Origin of the sequence: Pigmentiphaga sp. H8 (assembly GCF_003854895.1) — a bacterium.
Lineage (GTDB): Bacteria > Pseudomonadota > Gammaproteobacteria > Burkholderiales > Burkholderiaceae_B > Pigmentiphaga.
This window is the reverse complement of sequence record NZ_CP033966.1, coordinates 754,235-770,426: the sequence shown is the minus strand read 5'-3', so window position 1 is coordinate 770,426 and position 16,192 is coordinate 754,235. Positions and strand designations below refer to the sequence as shown.

Below are 16,192 nucleotides of genomic sequence, written 5' to 3'. Positions count from 1 at the left end.
GCATCAAAGCCTTGCGATCGCCTCGTCGTATCCCTCGCGCAGCCGCGCATAGACCGGCCCGGGCCGGCCATCGCCGACGGGCTTGCCGTCCAGGGACACGACGGGCAGGATTTCCTTGGTGGCCGACGACAACATCAATTCGTCGGCCGCGTCGACCTCGGCCCGGGAAATCGGCCGCATCTCGAGCTGGATGCCGCGGGCCGCGGCCATGTCCTCGATGAAGCCGTAGCGGATGCCTTCCAGGATGAGGTTGTCCTTCAAGGGCGCCAGCAGCCGGCCGTCCTTGACGACCCAGACGTTGCTGGACGAACCCTCGGAAAGATGGCCGTCGCGGAACATCACCACCTCGGGCACGTCGCGATCGGCCGCGAACTGCCGCGCCAGCACATTGCCCAGCAGTGAGGTGGACTTGATCTCGCAATGCAGCCAGCGCTCGTCCGGCATGCTGACCGTCTTCACGCCGTCCCGGCGCGCTTGCGCCGAGGGCCGCGCGAAGGGACTGCTCATGCCGAACACCGTGGGCACGACCTGCGCCGGAAAGGCATGGTCGCGCCTGGCCACGCCCCGGGTCAATTGCAGGTAGACGAGCTGGTCCTGCGCATCCGAGGCCTCGATCAGCTTGCCCACCAGGTCCTGCCACTGCCGGACCGTATGCGGATTCGGAATCCGGATCGCCGCCAGGCTGCGTTCCAGCCGGGCCAGGTGCTGCGCCATCCGGAACGGCTTGCGCCCGTACACCGGCACGACCTCGTAGATCCCGTCGCCGAAGATGAACCCCCGGTCCAACACGGATATCTTGGCCTGCGACAACGGCGTGAACTCGCCGTTCAGATAGACCCGAGGATCACCCTCGATACCAGGAATCATGCCATCTCCTAAGATCCCCCCTACGCGCTTCGCGCGCCCCCCAGGGGGCGATGCGGGTGGACCGGCAAAGCCGGATCCACCGCATCCTGAGTCTAGTACGGATATCTTGGATTGTGGCAACGGAGAGCCAATCCAAGAGGCTGGTACCAGACCCAGGAAACCGCGGATCTGGCTTTGCCTGTCCGCCGGTTTCGCCCCCTGGGGGGCGCGCGTCAGCGCGTAGGGGGGGGCCTCAACTTCAATTGAACCAGAGGCGAACCGCGTCGAACGCCCGGCCGAAGATGCCGGCCACGTCCACCGGTTCAAGCACGGTCAGCGGCACTTCGCGCACCGGCTTGTCGTTCAGGGTCAGCTTGACCGTGCCCACCTGCTGGCCGGCCTGCAGCGGCGCGACCAGCGGATCGGTCCGTTCGATCATGGACTTGACGTTGCCGGCCTGGCCGCGCGGCACGGTCACCCAGATCGCCGACGGCGAACCCAGCTTGGCCTTGCCCACGCTGCCCTTCCAGACCTTGGGCTCCACCACCGGCTGCTTGGCGTCGTAGACCTTGACGGTATCGAAGTTCTGGAAACCCCAGTTCAGCAGCTTCAGGCTTTCCTGCGCCCGGGCGTTCTCGCTCGAAGCGCCCACCAGCACCGTCAACACGCGGCGGTCACCGCGCATCGCCGAGGCGATCAGGCAGTAGCCCGCTGCATCGGTATGGCCGGTCTTCATGCCATCCACCGACGGATCCACCCACAGCAGCCGGTTGCGGTTGGGCTGGGTGATCTTGTTGTAGGTGAACTGGCGTTCCTTGTAGTAGCCGTAGTAGTCGGGATGATCCTGGATCAGCCGCTTGGCCAGCAGGGCCAGGTCGCGCACGGTGGTCACGTGCTGCGGATCGGGCAGGCCCGTGGAGTTGGTGAAGTGCGTCTCCTTCAGGCCCAGGCGCGTGGCCTCCTGGTTCATCAGCGCGACGAACGCGTCCTCGCTGCCGGCCACGGCCTCGGCCAGCGCCACGGTGGCGTCGTTGCCGGACTGCGTGATCATGCCGCGGATCAGTTCTTCGACCGTGACGGGCTTGCGCGGCTCGATGAACATGCGCGAGCCGCCCGTGCGCCACGCCTTCTGCGACACGTTGACCGTCTGGGCCAGCGTCAGGCGTTTTTCCTTCAGCGCGTTGAACACCAGGTAGGCCGACATGACCTTGGTGAGCGAGGCGGGTTCGATGCGTTCACCCGAGCGCTCCTCGGCCAGGATCTGGTCGCTGGTGACGTCGATGGTCACCCAGGCGCGCGCCGCGATCGCGGGCGCCGGCACGGAAGACAGCAGGCCGACGGTCGACATCGGCGGCGCGGACGGCGTCGCGGCGGAAGTGGTGGCGGGAGGCGCGGCGGCGGCCAGGGCGGAGGAAGGCACGGCGGCCGGGAACGCGAGGAAGCAGGCGGAAGCCACGGTGGCCAGCGCGAACCGACGTCCCGGACCAAACGAGAAAAAGCGCAGTTTCATGTGGGAGGATGGTCGTGCAAGAGGGGCGTGCCGCCGGGCCTGGCGCGCGCCCCGCGATGCGGGGTGGAAAACGTGATTATAGGCACCCGGGCCGCCGGGCCGGCGACGCGGCGCCGGACACCTGATGAAACCGAATGCTACAGCTGGATGTCAGGCCGGTTCAGCCCAGGACCCGTGCCAGGTAAGCCAGCACCAGCCGCTTCACGACCACGAGGTTGCCGTGGAAGAAGTGGCCCGAGCCCGGAATGACCGTCACGGGCAGGCCTTGCGGGCGCGCCCAGTCCATGACCGATTGCAGCGGCACGGTGTCGTCCTGTTCGCCGTGGACGACCAGGGTGTCCTCCGGCACGCTGGCGACCGAGAACCGGCTGGCCGCGGTGCCCAGCAGCATCAGGCCCGCGATGTCCAGTCCGCGCTCGCTCTGCGGTCCGCAACCGGCGTGGACCTGGCTCGCCACCGCGCTGCCGAACGAGAAGCCGCCCAGCACGAAGCGGCCGCCGGCCAGCGCCGGATACCGGTCGCGGAACTGGTCCACCACGCTCAGCATGTCGGCGGCTTCGCCCTGGCCGTTGTCGAACTCGCCCGCCGACGCGCCCACGCCCCGGAAGTTGGGCCGTACCGCCGCCAGCCCCTGCTGGACGCAGGCGCGCGCGATGGTGGTGACCACCTTGTTGTCGCGCGCGCCGCCGAACAGCGGGTGCGGGTGCAGCACCAACGCCCAGCCGCGCGCGGCCTCCAGGCCGCCCTCGGGGATGTCGAGCGCGCAATCGACGGCGCCCGCGCCGCCTTCAAGAACCAGATGTTCCGTGGTGTTGGCCATGCGAACCTCAGATCCTCAGGCGTTCGACCGGCTCGCCCCGCACCAGGTGCGAGTCGATGATCTCGTCGATGTCGCTCTGGTCCACGTAGGTGTACCAGACGCCCTCGGGATAGACCACCAGCACGGGGCCTTCCTCGCAGCGGTCCAGACAGCCCGCCTTGTTGATGCGGATCTCGCCCTTGCCGGCCAGCCCCAGCTGCTTGATGCGTTTCTTGGCGTAGTCCTGCATGGCCTGCGCGCCCTGGCGCGCACAGCTGGGCCGGGGGGCATCGGCCCCGCGCTCGTTCAGGCAGAAGAAGACGTGGTGTTTGTAGTAGGACTCCATACCGGCTCGCAAAAGGGAATGGGGACAATCGGGAGGTCAGGCGGGACGCCGCCGGGCCAGGAAAAAAAGCGCCGCCAGCGGCCAGATCACCGACAGACCGAGCGTGAGCGATTCCAGGTGCAGCCAGCCCGTGCGGGCCATCGCGGTCGTCATGTCGAAATACTGGTCGGACGGAAACAGGTTGACGATGGCCAGTTGCACGCACAGCGCCGTGATGCCCAGGCCGCGCTGCCAGGCCGGCTTCAGATAGGCCATGCCGGTCGCCAGCAGCAGCCCGGCCGCCGTGCCCGCCGCGGCCCCGGTGGTGACCCACGCGCCGGGCGCCTGCCCCGGCACGGCCAGGGGCTGCAGGGCCGCCTTCGCCAGCACGGCGCAGGCGACCAGGACGATGGGAAGGATACCGCGCGCCGGCACCGGGCGCGCCATGTACAGGAGCAGCATCGCGGCCCCCACCACGGCGGCGGCGGTGCAGACCTGTTCGGCCACGATGCGCTGCGCGGGCTCGGGAGACCACAGGAAGCCCACCACGTCCGAGGGAAGCGCCGCCCAGTCGCCCAGCAGCAGCCACAGTTCGCCGGTGCCGAACAGCATGGGCTGGCGCGGGATCTGCATGAATACCCACAGCATCGCCAGGATCAGCGCGGGACCCGCCTCGGCCCGGAACCACCGCTGGCGCCAGCGCGCCAGCGCGCCGTGGCCGATCAGCCAGGAGGCGGTGGCGGTGCCGACCAGCGCCCCCAGCAGAGCGCCGGCGGTGTTGGCCGCGAGGTCGACGTTCGAAGCGATGCGATTGGGCAGATAGGTCTGCAACGCCTCCAGTACGCCGGACAGCAGTCCGCAGCACGCCACGGCCAGGACCACGGCCAGCAGGCCCCGGCAGGCCGGATAGACGGCCCAGACGAACAGCGCGCCCACGGGCAGGTAGGCGGCGACGTTGGCGATGATCTCGGAACCGACCCAGTATTGCGGCCACGGCGCCCGCAGGTAGGCGAACGGGGGCACGCCGACGTCCACCCACCCCGAGAACGGATACAGGCTGGCATAGACGACCAGCAGAACGATGATGGACAACGCCAGCCGCGCCAGCGGCGCGCCGTGCAGGCCCGGTGGCGCGGGCACGGCGGACGAGGGGATCGAGGCGCCCTCGTGTCGCTGCGCGACATCCTCCGTGTGGGAGGGAGCACGTCCTTCGGGCGGCGTGCTCATGGGCGACGGGAGCAAAACGTAAACGACATGCCTCAAGTTTATGCGTTTTGCAGGCCCCGGCATGCGAAATCCGCCGGCTCTGCCTACAATCCGGTGTTTCCGCGTTCCACGCGCGGCCCACGACGAAGATCCATGGTTGCACCCGACTCCGCCCTCTCCGACACCCGGTTGGCCCCTCCGGGGGAGCTTGCCGCCGGCTTGCGGCGCCAGTTGCCGGACTGGACCGTGACCTGGCTGGACGCCACGGCGTCCACCAACGCCGACCTCCAGCAATACCTGCGCCGCGGCGGCGCCGGGCCGGCGCTGCTGGGCAGCCACGAGCAGACTTCGGGACGCGGGCGGGCGGGCCGGCCCTGGCGCACGCGCGCGGGCGACGCGCTGCTTTTCTCCTGCGGCTGGCAGGCGGACATCCCGCCCGCACGCCTGCCGCCGCTGTCGCTGGTGGCCGGCGTGGCCGCGTGCGAAGCCCTGAGCGGCCTGCTGGGCAACGGCGCCGACGACGCGCTGCTGGCCCTGAAATGGCCCAACGACGTGCAATGGGGTGCCGCCAAGCTGGCGGGCATCCTGGTCGAAACCGTGGCCGTGCCGGCCTCGGGGCGCATGGGCCTGATTCTCGGCATCGGCATCAACCTTCGAGGCGCGGCCGCGCTGTCGCAGGCCCTGGGCCGCGAAGTCGCCGACTGGGCGCAAACCGGCGGCACCGGCGATCCCGTGCGCCTGGCCGCCGCCGTGGCGCGGTCCTGGCACGACGCCATCGCCCACTATGCCGCCGAGGGCTTCGGCCCGTTCCAGGCGCGATTCGCCCGCTGGGACGCGCTGTACGGCCTGCCGGTCCGGGTCATGGACAATGGCCGCATACTGTTCGAAGGTACGGCCCGGGGCGTGGACGAAGGCGGCAAGCTGCTGGTCCAGGCCGCCGACGGCACGCGCGCCGTCACCGTGGGCGACATCTCCGTGCGGGCGGCCCAGGCATGAGCGCGCCCGGATCCACGCCGCATGCGGAACGCGCGGGCACGCTGCTGATCGACGCCGGCAACACCCGCGTCAAATTCGGCTGGCGGGACGACGGCGCGGCCGCGGGACAGACCGTGCCGCGCACGCCCCTGCAGGTCGCCTTCCGCCACGAGGAAGTGCCCGAAGCCCTCCTGCCCTGGCTGGACGAAGCGGGCCTGCGGCCCCATGCCGCGATGGGCTCGAACGTGGCCGGCGACGACAGCGAGCGCACCATCGCCGAGCTGCTGGCGCGCAACGGCTGCGCGGTGGACTGGATACGCGCCGGCCGGCGGCTGCTGGGCGTCACGAACGGCTACCGCCATCCCGAGCGCCTGGGCGCCGACCGCTGGCTCAGCCTGGTGGGGATCTGGAATCGCTGGCGCCGCCAGGCCGCCCCCGGCACCCCCGCCCCGGTGCACGTGCTGGCCCATTTCGGCACCGCCACCACCGTGGACACCCTGGATGGCGCGGGCCGCTTCGTCGGCGGCCTGATCCTGCCCGGCCGCGATCTGATGCGCCAGTCGCTGGCGGCCGGCACCGCCGGCCTGCCGCGCTCGAACGGCCAGGTCGCGCCTTTTCCCGACAACACCGGCGACGCGATCATGTCCGGCGTGGCGGCGGCCCAGGCCGGCGCCGTGGCACGCCAGTGGCTGGCCGCGCGCGAACGCTTCCGGCAGGAACCGCTGCTGGTGGCCAGCGGCGGCGCCTGGGCCGCCATCGCCGGAGAGGTCGCCCACCTGATGCGCGCCGCCGGCTCGACGCGCCAGGTACTGGTCGTCGATAATCCCGTCCTCGACGGCCTGGCCTGCCTGGCCGAATCGGGGCTCGCCCCCTCCCCCTGACCTCTCCGGTTTTTCATGCGCAGCCTGTTCGTCGTCTTGCTCCTGGCCAACGTGGCGCTTTTCGCCCTGGATCGCGGCTGGTTCGGCCAGCCCTTCTCGGAACGCGGCCGCGACCCTGCCCGGATGCGCTCGGAACTGCGCGCCGACACGATCCAGGTGCCCCGGCTGCCCGGCATCAACGCCACCGACGAGGCGCCGCCGGCGCCCGCCGCCGAACCGGCGGAATCCGGCCAGGCGGCCCCGGCCACCGAGCCTTCGGCCAACGCCGATGCCGCGCAAGGCTCCGCGGCAGAGACCGGCGAGCCACCCCCGGCCGGCGCCATCATCCCCGCGGCCGCGCCGTCCGACGCCGCGCCGGCACCGGCAACTCCCCCTGCACCTGCCGCCGCCCCGGCCAGCCCTCCCCCACCGCGCGAACCGCTCGCCTGCGTCGAATGGGGCACGTTCAGCGAAGCCGATCTCATCATCGCCAGGAAATGGGCGAACGAACACCTGCCGGCGGCGAAACAGGGCACCCGGCGCGAAGCGGGCAAGCAGGGATGGATGGTCATCGTGCCGCCGCTGCCCAACGCCTCGGCCGCGCAGGCCGCCGCGGCCCAACTCGGCAAGAACGGAGTCAAGGACTACTTCGTGATCCAGGAAGGCGGCCCGCTCCAGCACGCCATCTCGCTGGGCGTCTTCGGCACCGAGGCCGCAGCGAAGAAACAGGCCACGGCCCTGCAAGGCCAGGGTGTGCGCAACGCCAAGGTGGTATCGCGCAGCGCCCTGGGCGGCAAGAGCTGGCTGCGCCTGGACGGCGTCGCCGCCTCCGGCCGCCGCGCCATCGAAGGAGCGCGCAGCCTGTTCGACCGCCCCTCGGTGCAAGACTGCCGCTGACGGCGCTCAGCGCGTCCGGATGCGCTGCACGAGCTTGGTGGTGGAGCGGTCGTGCTCGAAGTCGATGGCCACCGCGTCACCGCCCCAGCTGCGCACCAGTGCGGTCTCGGGCAGCGCGTCCATGTCGTAGTCCCCGCCCTTGACGATCAGGTCGGGCCGCAGTTGGCCGATCAGCTCCAGCGGCGTGTCCTGGTCGAACCACGTCACCGCGTCCACCGAGGCCAGCGCCGCCAGCAGCGCCGCGCGGTCGTCCTGGCCGTTCAGCGGCCGGTCCGGCCCCTTGCCCAGGCGGCGCGCCGAGGCATCGGTGTTGACCGCCACCACCAGCATCGCGCCCAATTGCGCGGCCGCATCCAGGTAGGTGACGTGGCCGCGGTGCAGGATGTCGAACACCCCGTTGGTGAAGACCAGCGGGCGCGGCCAGGCCGCGCGGGCGGCCACGCATTCGGCGGGACTGAGGATCTTGGATTCGAAGCGGGCTGGCACGGTCAGGCGGCGCGGGAATGGCGGAACGGCCCATTGTAGAGGGCTTCGGCGCGCGCAGGGGGCGATACACTGTGCGCGTCCATGGCCGGGACCTGCCCCGGGACGAGGGAATGCGATGCGACTGCTGCTGGTCGAAGACGATCCGATGATAGGCGAGAGCGTGATGGACGTGCTGCGCGCCGAACATTACGCGGTCGACTGGGTCAAGAACGCCGCAAGCGCGGACACCGCGCTGCGCACCGAGACCTATGACCTCGTGCTGCTCGACCTGGGACTGCCCGACGGCGACGGCCTGTCCGTGCTGCGCGAATTGCGCGCGCGCAAGGTGCGCATCCCGGTCATCATCGCCACGGCGCGCGACGCCATCGGCCAGCGCATCGCCGGCCTGGATGCCGGTGCCGACGACTACGTCGTCAAGCCCTACGACGTGGACGAGATCCTGGCCCGCATCCGCGCGCTGATCCGCCGCAGCGCGGGGCGGGCCGAACCGCTGTACGAACACGGCGGCGTCGTCCTCGATCCCGCCACGCACACCGCCACCGTCGATGGCCAGCCCGTCACGCTTACCGCCAAGGAATGGGCGGTACTCGAACCGCTGCTGGCGCGGCCGGGCCTCATCCTGTCGCGCGCCCAGCTGGAGGAGAAGCTCTACAGCTGGAAGGACGAGATCAGCAGCAACGCGGTCGAGGTCTACATCCACGGCCTGCGCAAGAAACTGGGCACACAGTTCATCCAGACCGTGCGCGGCGTCGGCTACGTCATCCCCAAATCATGAAACTCCTGCCCGGCCACTCCCTGCGCGCCCGCCTGCTGGCCTTCCTGCTGGCCGCGATCTTCCTGGCCGCGCTGGTGCAAGGCGCCATCGCCTATCGCGGCGCGCTGGTCCAGACCGACGAGATCTTCGACTACCAGTTGCAGCGCACCGCGCTGGCGCTCGGCAACGGCAACCCGCTGTTCAGCACCGGGCCGGAAGGCGGGCTGCTGGACGATCCGGCCGCGCGCGACCTCATCATCCAGATCTGGACGCCGGACGGCGTGCGCCTGTTCCGCTCCACGCCCAAGCTCGTGCTGCCCGACCGCGTCATCCTGGGCTTCTCCACCGTCGAGGCCGACGGCGCCACCTACCGCATGTACTCGATGGAAGCGCCGCTGCAGATCATCCAGGTCGCCCAGGACGTACGCGTGCGCACCGGCACGGCGCGCACGCTCGCGCTGCGCACCATCTGGCCCATCGCGGCCATGGCGCCGCTGCTGATGCTGGTCGTCTGGTGGGTCATCAGCCTGTCGCTCGGCCCGGTGGACCGGACGCGCCGCCAGGTCGCCTCGCGCCAGGCCGACGACCTGTCGCCCGTCAGCGAGGCCGGCCTGCCCGACGAAGTGCGGCCCCTGGTCCATGAACTCAACCTGCTGCTGGGCCGTGTCCGCCAGGCCTTCGACGCGCAGAAGCAATTCGTGGGCGACGCCGCGCACGAACTGCGCTCGCCGCTGGCCGCGCTCAAGCTGCAACTGCAATCGCTGCGCCGCGCCGAGGACGACGCCACGCGCCAGGTGGCGGTGACCCGGCTGTCGGCCGGTATAGACCGCGCCACCCGGCTGGTCGAACAACTGCTGTCGCTGGCGCGCCAGGAAGCGCAGGGGCCGGCGCTCGCGACACTCGACCTGGGCGACGTCGTGCGCACCGCGCTGGCCGACATCCTGCCCCAGGCCCACGCGCGCGGCGTGGACATCGGCATGGAAGGCGCCACCAGCGCGCGCATCGCGGGCCAGGACGAAGCCCTGGTCCTGCTGGTGCGCAACCTGCTGGAGAACGCCGTCAAATACGCGCCCGCATCCGGACGCGTCGACATCCGACTCGCAGCCGGCCCGCAGGGCGTCACGCTGGACGTGGACGACGACGGCCCCGGCATCCCCGTGGTCGAACGCGGCCGCGTCTTCGACCGCTTCTACCGCGCCCAGACCGCCGACACCCCCGGTAGCGGCCTGGGCCTGGCCATCGTCAAGGCCATCGCCGACCGCCACCACGCCACGATAGAACTCCTGGACTCCCCCCTGGGCGGCCTGCGCGTGAGGGTGCTGTTTCCCGTCGCCCCATAGCAACTCAAAGGATGCCGCGATACGTCGCCAGCGCCTTCGCGGTCTGCACCAATCCCTGCCGGAGCAGGATGTCCAGGTAACGGTCGACATCGATAGAGGGATGAACAAGCTGCGCGCGCTGACGCTGCGCGGCAGACACTACCGCGGCCGCATCGAGATCGAACAGATTGTCGATGAACTCGTCCGGAATGGCACGATCCATCAAGTCAGAGGTTCGATCCAATTGCGCGCGCGTCAGATCCTGCCGATTAAGCAGCAGGTTGCGCTTCCATTCCTCGTGGATCTCGCGACTCCATCGCGCCCGAAACCGACCTGATAACCCCAACCACATCAGGAAGTCTCTCAACGGCGCGGGATAAAGCACGCATGCATCGTAGATGACCGTGAAGGGGGAATGCCTCATTCATACCCCATCTTCAACTCCTGCGACTGCCGCGCAAGTTCGCCCATGGCCTGCTCGGCGGCGAGATCACGCGTCTCCTTGTACCGCATCAGATCGGCAAACCGCACGCGGCGATGCTTGCCCGTCCGGTGAAAAGGCAACGCGCCATCCTCCAATAGCTTGACCAGATGCGGGCGCGAAACATTGAGCATGTCCGCGGCCTCCTGGGTGGTCAGTTCGGCGTGAACAGGCACGACCCTCACCGCATTGCCATCGGCCAGTTCGGCCAGTATGTCCACCAGCAGGCGCAGCGCTGAGGTAGGCAGCTCGACCTGATGAGCCTGGTTCTTATCGTCGAAGATTTGAATCCGCTGCGTTTCGACACGCGTCGCCAGATAGGCAGCCAGTGCACGCTGACCTTGCACGGCGGCCTGAACTTCCCGCTCGACGGGCAGCATCATCTTGGACGGAGCGGTGACCATGGCAAAACTCCCGGACGAAGAAACATTCCTCATATTAATCGAAACAATCGAAAAACGAAACAAACGAAAATCCGTCTGTCCTCCGACAGCAAACCCCGACCAGAGCAAGAACACTGCCCCCACTAGACCCAGGATGCGGTGGATCCGGCTCCGCCGGTCAGGGAAGCCCACCCCCAAGCGGCCTTTGGCCGCTCCCCCTCAAGGGGCGGCGCTGGCGGACCGGCAAAGCCGGATCCTCGGCGCCCTGGGTCTAGTACCTGTTTCTTGGTACGCCACATCGTTGCTCCCGCTGGCAGCCAGCGATAGCAACCGTGCTACACCCCAAGACAGCGGTACTAGACCCAGGATGCGGTGGATCCGGCTCCGCCGGTCCACCCGCATCGCCCCCTGGGGGGCGCGCGAAGCGCGTAGGGGGGGACTTAAGTTCCCTTTAAGACAAGCGCTCCACCATGACGCCATGTTCCATTACCTGGCAGAGGAGCCCACCATGAACACCCGCAAGTTCTCCGCTTCGCACCTGGCCGTCGCCCTGGTTGCCGCCGGCGTGTTCGGCGCCGCCGGCGCCACGGCGTTCCAGCGCACCGCCACGGCGCAGGCCGTGCCGGTCTCCGCCGCAAGCACGCAGGCGGCCGCGCCCGTGGGCGCGGTGACGCCCCCCGATTTCTCGCAGATCACCCAGCGCTACGGCCCGGCCGTGGTCAACATCAGCGTGACCGGCACCACCAAGGTCTCGGACGACGACGGCGATCCGTTCGCGCAGTTCTTCCGCGGCTTCCCCGGCTATCCCGGCGGCGGTGGCGGCTCGCACAGCGTGCCGATGCGCGGCCAGGGCTCCGGCTTCATCGTCAGCCCCGACGGCATCATCCTGACCAACGCCCACGTGGTGAAGGACGCCAAGGAAGTCACCGTCAAGCTGACCGACCGGCGCGAATTCCGCGCCAAGGTACTGGGCTCGGACCCCCAGACCGACGTTGCCGTGCTGAAGATCGACGCGCGCAACCTGCCGGTTGTGGTCGTGGGCAATCCCAGCGACCTGCGCGTGGGCGAATGGGTGCTGGCCATCGGCTCGCCCTATGGCCTGGAGAACACGGTAACGGCCGGCGTGGTCAGCGCCAAGGGCCGCTCGCTGCCCAATGACGGCTCGGTGCCGTTCATCCAGACCGACGTCGCCGTCAACCCTGGCAACTCGGGCGGGCCGCTGTTCAATTCGCGCGGCGAAGTGGTCGGCATCAACTCGCAGATCTACAGCCAGACCGGCGGCTACCAGGGACTGTCGTTCGCGATCCCGATCGACGTGGCCGCCAAGGTCAAGGACCAGATCGTGGCGCACGGCGAAGTCCACCATGCCCGCCTGGGCGTCACCATCCAGGAAGTCAACCAGGCGCTGGCCGACTCGTTCAAGCTGGACTCGCCCACCGGCGCGCTGGTCGCCAGCGTGGAAAAGGGCAGCCCCGCGGACAAGGCCGGCCTGAAGTCCGGCGACATCATCCGCAAGATCGACGGCAAGCCCGTGGTGGCCTCGGGCGACCTGCCCGCGGTGATCAGCCTGGCCACGCCGGGACAGGACGTCAAGCTGGAAGTCTGGCGCAACGGCTCGCCGCACGACATCGTCGCCAAGCTGGGCAGCGCCAAGGCCGAAGCCACGGCCAGCGCCGATACGCGCGGCGGCGCGGCGCACGGCCGGCTGGGGCTGGCGCTGCGTCCGCTCACACCGCAGGAACGGATGGCCGTGGGCGACAATGGCGGGCTGGTGGTCGAGCAGGTGGGCGGCCCGGCCGAACAGGCCGGCATCGAACCCGGGGACTTGTTGCTGTCGCTGAACGGCGTCCCGGTGCAGAGCGTCGACCAGGTGCGCTCGCTGATCGCGAAGTCGGGCAAGAACGTGGCGCTGCTCGTGCAGCGCGGCGACGCCAAGATCTTCGTGCCGGTGCAGCTGGGCTGAAGACCCACGGGCCGGGATCCCGCCGGCACCCTGGCCGCCGCTCAGCCGGCGGCCAGTTCCTTGCGGTAGCGGTTCAGGTCCTGCACCGTCGCGAAGCTGCGGCCGAGCAGGGTCGACATGGTGTGCAGGATGCGATCGGCCACCTTGCCCTCCCACTCGCGGTCGAACTGGATCTGGTCGTCCAGCCAGCGGTCGAGCCAGCCCGGCTCGGGCAGCCGGGATTGCACGGTGTCGTTGGGGAACAGGCTCTTGTTGACGTGCAGATTGGTCGGATGCAGCGCCTGCGACGTGCGCTTGGCCGACGCCATCAGCACGCCTATCTTGGCGAAGGCGGCACGCGCCTGGTCGGCCAGTTCCTTGCCGCGCTCGGTCAGCGCCCGCCTCATGTAGCGCAGGTAGGCCCCCGCATGGCGGGCCTCGTCCTGCGCGATGAGCTTGTAGATGGCCTTGATGACCGGCTCGCTGTGCCATTGCGCCGCGCGGCGGTACCAATGGTTGAGCCGGATTTCGCCGCAGAAGTGCAGCGTCAGGGTCTCGAGCGCGGGCGCGGCGTCGAACTCGAAGCGCACGTGGTGCAGTTCGTCCTCGGTCGGCAGCATGTCGGGACGAAAGCGCTTCAGGTATTCCTGCAGCACCAGCGAATGCTTCTGCTCTTCATAGAACCAGATCGACATGAACGCGCTGAAGTCGCTGTCCTCGCGGTTGTCCCGCAGGAACATCTCGGTGGCCGGCAGCGCCGACCACTCGGTGATCGCGTTCATCTTGATCGTATGCGCCTGCTCGTCGGTCAGCAGACTGGCGTCGAACTGGTCCCACGGCACGTCCTTTCCCATGTCCCAGCGCACGGACTCCAGGGATTTGAATAGTTCCGGGTACAGCATGATGGGGCCCTTGTATGGAAGCCGGCAGCTTGAGCGTTCCAAGTCGCCGGAAGGTCGGCGAACGATATAGCGGGAGTCTTACCCCCGCATGACACATTCCTTCTAGATCCGGCCGGGCACGGCGCGGGACGCGCCTGTAACAGAACTTACAGGACCGGATGCAGCGCGGGCCGCGCGCGCGCCCGCACCACTTGGGGAAGCAGGCTGCCGGCCCAGATGCCGACGAATCCCGCCAGCAGTCCTGCCAATTGTGGCGGAAATTCCTCCGCGGCAAAAGCCCTGACCAGCAGCCAGGCGGCCACCCCCATCACCGACGACAGCAGCGCGCCCTGCGTGGTCGCGCGCCGCCAGTACAGGCCCATCAGCAGGGGCACGAACGCCCCCACCAGCGTCACGGTATAGGCGCCCGCCACCATCTCGTAGATGCTGTCGGAGGTACTGAGCGCGAAAGCCAGCACGCACAGTCCGAACAGCACCACCGACACGCGCATCGCGCGCAGGAAATGCTTGTCGGACATGCCCGGCAGGAAATGGCGCAGGATGTTCTCGGCGAAGGTGGTCGAAGGCGCCAGCAGCGTGGCCGAGGCGGTCGACATGATGGCCGACAGCAGCGCGCCGAAGAAGAACACCTGCGCCACCGCGGGCATGCGCTCGAGGATGAAGGCGGGCAGGATCTTCTGGGGATCCTCCTGCAGCAGCGTCCCGACCGTGTCGGGCATCACGCTGAAGGCGGCCACGCCTATGTACATGGGGATGCAGGCGAACATCAGGTAGAGCAGCCCGCCGATGACGGGGCCGCGCCGGGCGGTTCCCACGTCCTTGGACGACATCACGCGCTGGTAGACGTCCTGCTGGGGAATGGAGCCCAGCATCATCGTGACCAGCGCCGCGAAGAAGAACAGCACGTCGTGCGCCGTGGCCGGCGGAAGGAAATTGAGCAGGTCGCGGCTGGTCGCCTCGTGCACGACCACGCCCACGCCGCCGGCCAGGTCGGTGGCGAAATAGGCGATGGTGAAGAGCCCGGCCACGATCACGATCATCTGGAAGAAATCGGTCAGCGCGACCGACCACATGCCGCCGAACAGGGTGTAGGTCATCACGATCAGCGTGCCGATGATCATGCCGCCGGTCTGCGAGAACACGCCCGGATCGAGCATGTGGAACACCAGCCCCAGCGCCTTGACCTGCGCCGCCACCCACCCCAGGTACGAAATGATGATCGCCAGGCTCATGAGGACCTCGACGATGGGGCCGTAGCGTTCGCGGTAGTAGTCGCCCAGCGTCAGCAGGTTGTGCCGGTAGAGCCGCGCGGCGAAGAACACGCCCACCAGCACCAGGCACATCGACGCGCCGAAGGGATCCTCGACCACGCCGCCCAGCCCTTCCCGCACGAACACGGCCGACACGCCCAGCACCGCCTCGGAGCCGAACCAGGTGGCGAAGGTCGTGGCGACCACGATGAACAGGGGCAGCGACCTGCCGGCCACCGCATAGTCGGTGGAGTTCGACACCCGGCGGGCGGCGACCACGCCGATGCAGATGGAAACCAGCAGGTAGAGCAAGACGAACCAGAACACCATGATGCCGAGCCCACCCGGGAAAAAAAGCCAAAACCGCGCGAGTATCGCACAGCGGGCCAGGGCTTTCCAGGCCCGTCAGGGCTGGCGTATCGGTGGGTGGAGCGGGGCGCTGCGGCCGGTCAGAAGCACAGGTACAGGCCCAGGAGGCCGAGCCCCGTGAAGAACCCCCGGCGGAACGCCGCGGGGCTGATGCGGTGGCGCAGATACTGGCCCGCCCACATGCCCGCCATGGCCGGTACCAGGGCCACCAGGGATGCCGCCATCTGCTGGTAGCCCAGGGCGCCGCCGCGCGCCAGCGCCACGGCCAGCGCCAGCGTCGAGACCGTGAAGGCCATGCCCAGCGCCTGCACCAGTTCATCCTTGGCCAGGCCCAGCGCCTGCAGGTAGGGCACGGCGGGAATCACGAACACGCCCGTGGCGGCGGTGACCGCGCCGGTCGCCAGGCCGGACAGCGCGCCCAGCCAGCGTTCGGCGCCGGGCGGCACGCGCAGCTGGAAGGCCATCAGGCCGAAGGCCGCGTACAGCACCAGGGCCACGCCCAGCGCCCGGACCGCCCAGGGCTGCGACCCCGTGCCGGCCAGCGCCGCCGTCAGCCAGGTGCCGGCCACCACGCCCGCCAGCAAGGGCCACAGCCGCCTGGCCAGGTGCACGAAGCGCCCGCCGGCGGCCAGTTGCCAGACGTTGGTCACCATGGATGGCACCACGAGCAGCGCCGCGGCCTGCGCCGGGACCATGGCCAGGCCCAGCAGCCCCATGGCGACGGTGGGCAGCCCCAGGCCGATGACGCCCTTCACGGCGCCGGCCACGAAGAAGGTACCGAGGATGAGAAGGATCAGCGGCCAGCTGGCCGCGGAGTACATCGAGAGCAAGGAGTCCATGACGCCATGCTGCCGCAAGGCGCGCCGGCTGGAAATGCGGATTACGCGG

The 16,192-nt window shown here is 69.2% G+C and carries 17 protein-coding genes; 6 read left to right on the top strand and 11 right to left on the bottom strand.

From position 1 onward, the window contains the following. Nucleotides 1–3: 3 nt before the first annotated feature. From EGT29_RS03760 to EGT29_RS03740, 5 genes are all read right to left on the bottom strand, one after another. Entirely contained in the window at nucleotides 4–867 is an 864-nt protein-coding gene (locus EGT29_RS03760; RefSeq protein WP_124687760.1) for a D-amino acid aminotransferase, read from the bottom strand. A gap of 238 nt (nucleotides 868–1,105) precedes the next feature. Continuing rightward, the gene (locus EGT29_RS03755) at nucleotides 1,106–2,356 is read right to left on the bottom strand and encodes a D-alanyl-D-alanine carboxypeptidase family protein (protein ID WP_124687759.1); all 1,251 of its coding nucleotides are present in this window, start codon (nucleotides 2,354–2,356) and stop codon (nucleotides 1,106–1,108) included. 160 nt (nucleotides 2,357–2,516) lie between these two features. After that, a complete protein-coding gene (locus tag EGT29_RS03750; protein WP_124687758.1) occupies nucleotides 2,517–3,176 on the bottom strand; it encodes an alpha/beta hydrolase in 660 nt (219 codons plus the stop codon). 7 nt (nucleotides 3,177–3,183) lie between these two features. Further along, nucleotides 3,184–3,501: a ferredoxin gene (locus EGT29_RS03745; protein WP_087836781.1), complete on the bottom strand. Its 318-nt coding sequence runs from the start codon at nucleotides 3,499–3,501 to the stop codon at nucleotides 3,184–3,186. Between the two features lie 36 nt (nucleotides 3,502–3,537). Beyond that, complete coding sequence (locus tag EGT29_RS03740) at nucleotides 3,538–4,707, bottom strand: VanZ family protein (protein ID WP_161567687.1); 1,170 nt, start codon at nucleotides 4,705–4,707, stop codon at nucleotides 3,538–3,540. A 132-nt stretch (nucleotides 4,708–4,839) separates the two neighbouring features. Here EGT29_RS03740 and EGT29_RS03735 point away from each other — a divergent pair, with 132 nt between their 5' ends. Genes EGT29_RS03735 through EGT29_RS03725 form a run of 3 tightly spaced genes read left to right on the top strand, consistent with a single transcriptional unit; the run spans nucleotide 4,840 to nucleotide 7,418 of the window. Then, nucleotides 4,840–5,682, top strand: coding sequence for a biotin--[acetyl-CoA-carboxylase] ligase (locus EGT29_RS03735; protein WP_124687756.1), 843 nt, complete (start codon nucleotides 4,840–4,842; stop codon nucleotides 5,680–5,682). Beyond that, nucleotides 5,679–6,542 (top strand): type III pantothenate kinase, encoded by an 864-nt coding sequence (locus EGT29_RS03730; protein ID WP_124687755.1) that lies wholly within the window; start codon nucleotides 5,679–5,681, stop codon nucleotides 6,540–6,542. Before EGT29_RS03735 ends, EGT29_RS03730 begins: the two co-directional genes overlap by 4 nt. A gap of 15 nt (nucleotides 6,543–6,557) precedes the next feature. Then, a complete protein-coding gene (locus tag EGT29_RS03725) occupies nucleotides 6,558–7,418 on the top strand; it encodes an SPOR domain-containing protein (protein ID WP_124687754.1) in 861 nt (286 codons plus the stop codon). 6 nt (nucleotides 7,419–7,424) lie between these two features. Here EGT29_RS03725 and rfaE2 read toward each other — a convergent pair whose 3' ends face one another. Further along, on the bottom strand, nucleotides 7,425–7,904 hold the full coding sequence (gene rfaE2 / locus EGT29_RS03720; protein ID WP_124687753.1) for a D-glycero-beta-D-manno-heptose 1-phosphate adenylyltransferase: 480 nt from the start codon (nucleotides 7,902–7,904) through the stop codon (nucleotides 7,425–7,427). A gap of 115 nt (nucleotides 7,905–8,019) precedes the next feature. Here rfaE2 and EGT29_RS03715 point away from each other — a divergent pair, with 115 nt between their 5' ends. Then, nucleotides 8,020–8,679 carry a response regulator gene (locus EGT29_RS03715; protein ID WP_124687752.1) on the top strand — a complete coding sequence of 220 codons (660 nt, stop codon included), beginning with the start codon at nucleotides 8,020–8,022 and terminating at the stop codon, nucleotides 8,677–8,679. After that, a complete protein-coding gene (locus EGT29_RS03710; protein ID WP_124687751.1) occupies nucleotides 8,676–9,998 on the top strand; it encodes an ATP-binding protein in 1,323 nt (440 codons plus the stop codon). Before EGT29_RS03715 ends, EGT29_RS03710 begins: the two co-directional genes overlap by 4 nt. 4 nt (nucleotides 9,999–10,002) lie before the next feature. Here EGT29_RS03710 and EGT29_RS03705 read toward each other — a convergent pair whose 3' ends face one another. After that, nucleotides 10,003–10,401: a hypothetical protein gene (locus EGT29_RS03705; protein WP_124687750.1), complete on the bottom strand. Its 399-nt coding sequence runs from the start codon at nucleotides 10,399–10,401 to the stop codon at nucleotides 10,003–10,005. Then, the gene (locus EGT29_RS03700; protein WP_124687749.1) at nucleotides 10,398–10,862 is read right to left on the bottom strand and encodes a helix-turn-helix domain-containing protein; all 465 of its coding nucleotides are present in this window, start codon (nucleotides 10,860–10,862) and stop codon (nucleotides 10,398–10,400) included. Before EGT29_RS03700 ends, EGT29_RS03705 begins: the two co-directional genes overlap by 4 nt. A 487-nt stretch (nucleotides 10,863–11,349) precedes the next feature. Here EGT29_RS03700 and EGT29_RS03695 point away from each other — a divergent pair, with 487 nt between their 5' ends. Further along, the gene (locus tag EGT29_RS03695) at nucleotides 11,350–12,804 is read left to right on the top strand and encodes a DegQ family serine endoprotease (RefSeq protein WP_124687748.1); all 1,455 of its coding nucleotides are present in this window, start codon (nucleotides 11,350–11,352) and stop codon (nucleotides 12,802–12,804) included. 41 nt (nucleotides 12,805–12,845) lie between these two features. Here EGT29_RS03695 and EGT29_RS03690 read toward each other — a convergent pair whose 3' ends face one another. The 3 genes from EGT29_RS03690 to EGT29_RS03680 form a co-directional block, all read right to left on the bottom strand. Further along, on the bottom strand, nucleotides 12,846–13,685 hold the full coding sequence (locus EGT29_RS03690) for a ferritin-like domain-containing protein (protein ID WP_124687747.1): 840 nt from the start codon (nucleotides 13,683–13,685) through the stop codon (nucleotides 12,846–12,848). Between the two features lie 146 nt (nucleotides 13,686–13,831). Then, complete coding sequence (locus EGT29_RS03685) at nucleotides 13,832–15,265, bottom strand: sodium:solute symporter family protein (protein WP_124687746.1); 1,434 nt, start codon at nucleotides 15,263–15,265, stop codon at nucleotides 13,832–13,834. A gap of 119 nt (nucleotides 15,266–15,384) precedes the next feature. Continuing rightward, nucleotides 15,385–16,125, bottom strand: a complete 741-nt coding sequence (locus tag EGT29_RS03680) for a sulfite exporter TauE/SafE family protein (protein WP_238160415.1) — start codon at nucleotides 16,123–16,125, stop codon at nucleotides 15,385–15,387. Nucleotides 16,126–16,192 lie beyond the last annotated feature (67 nt).

Coding starts and splice junctions, on each gene's coding strand:
- EGT29_RS03690 (WP_124687747.1), bottom strand. CDS start 13,685: ATGCTGTACCCGGAACTATTCAAATCCCTGGAGTCCGTGCGCTGGGAC.
- EGT29_RS03695 (WP_124687748.1), top strand. CDS start 11,350: ATGAACACCCGCAAGTTCTCCGCTTCGCACCTGGCCGTCGCCCTGGTT.
- EGT29_RS03715 (WP_124687752.1), top strand. CDS start 8,020: ATGCGACTGCTGCTGGTCGAAGACGATCCGATGATAGGCGAGAGCGTG.
- EGT29_RS03740 (WP_161567687.1), bottom strand. CDS start 4,707: ATGAGCACGCCGCCCGAAGGACGTGCTCCCTCCCACACGGAGGATGTC.
- EGT29_RS03680 (WP_238160415.1), bottom strand. CDS start 16,125: ATGTACTCCGCGGCCAGCTGGCCGCTGATCCTTCTCATCCTCGGTACC.
- EGT29_RS03755 (WP_124687759.1), bottom strand. CDS start 2,356: ATGAAACTGCGCTTTTTCTCGTTTGGTCCGGGACGTCGGTTCGCGCTG.
- EGT29_RS03705 (WP_124687750.1), bottom strand. CDS start 10,401: ATGAGGCATTCCCCCTTCACGGTCATCTACGATGCATGCGTGCTTTAT.
- EGT29_RS03745 (WP_087836781.1), bottom strand. CDS start 3,501: ATGGAGTCCTACTACAAACACCACGTCTTCTTCTGCCTGAACGAGCGC.
- EGT29_RS03750 (WP_124687758.1), bottom strand. CDS start 3,176: ATGGCCAACACCACGGAACATCTGGTTCTTGAAGGCGGCGCGGGCGCC.
- EGT29_RS03700 (WP_124687749.1), bottom strand. CDS start 10,862: ATGGTCACCGCTCCGTCCAAGATGATGCTGCCCGTCGAGCGGGAAGTT.
- EGT29_RS03685 (WP_124687746.1), bottom strand. CDS start 15,265: ATGGTGTTCTGGTTCGTCTTGCTCTACCTGCTGGTTTCCATCTGCATC.
- EGT29_RS03710 (WP_124687751.1), top strand. CDS start 8,676: ATGAAACTCCTGCCCGGCCACTCCCTGCGCGCCCGCCTGCTGGCCTTC.
- EGT29_RS03760 (WP_124687760.1), bottom strand. CDS start 867: ATGATTCCTGGTATCGAGGGTGATCCTCGGGTCTATCTGAACGGCGAG.
- EGT29_RS03730 (WP_124687755.1), top strand. CDS start 5,679: ATGAGCGCGCCCGGATCCACGCCGCATGCGGAACGCGCGGGCACGCTG.
- EGT29_RS03725 (WP_124687754.1), top strand. CDS start 6,558: ATGCGCAGCCTGTTCGTCGTCTTGCTCCTGGCCAACGTGGCGCTTTTC.
- EGT29_RS03735 (WP_124687756.1), top strand. CDS start 4,840: ATGGTTGCACCCGACTCCGCCCTCTCCGACACCCGGTTGGCCCCTCCG.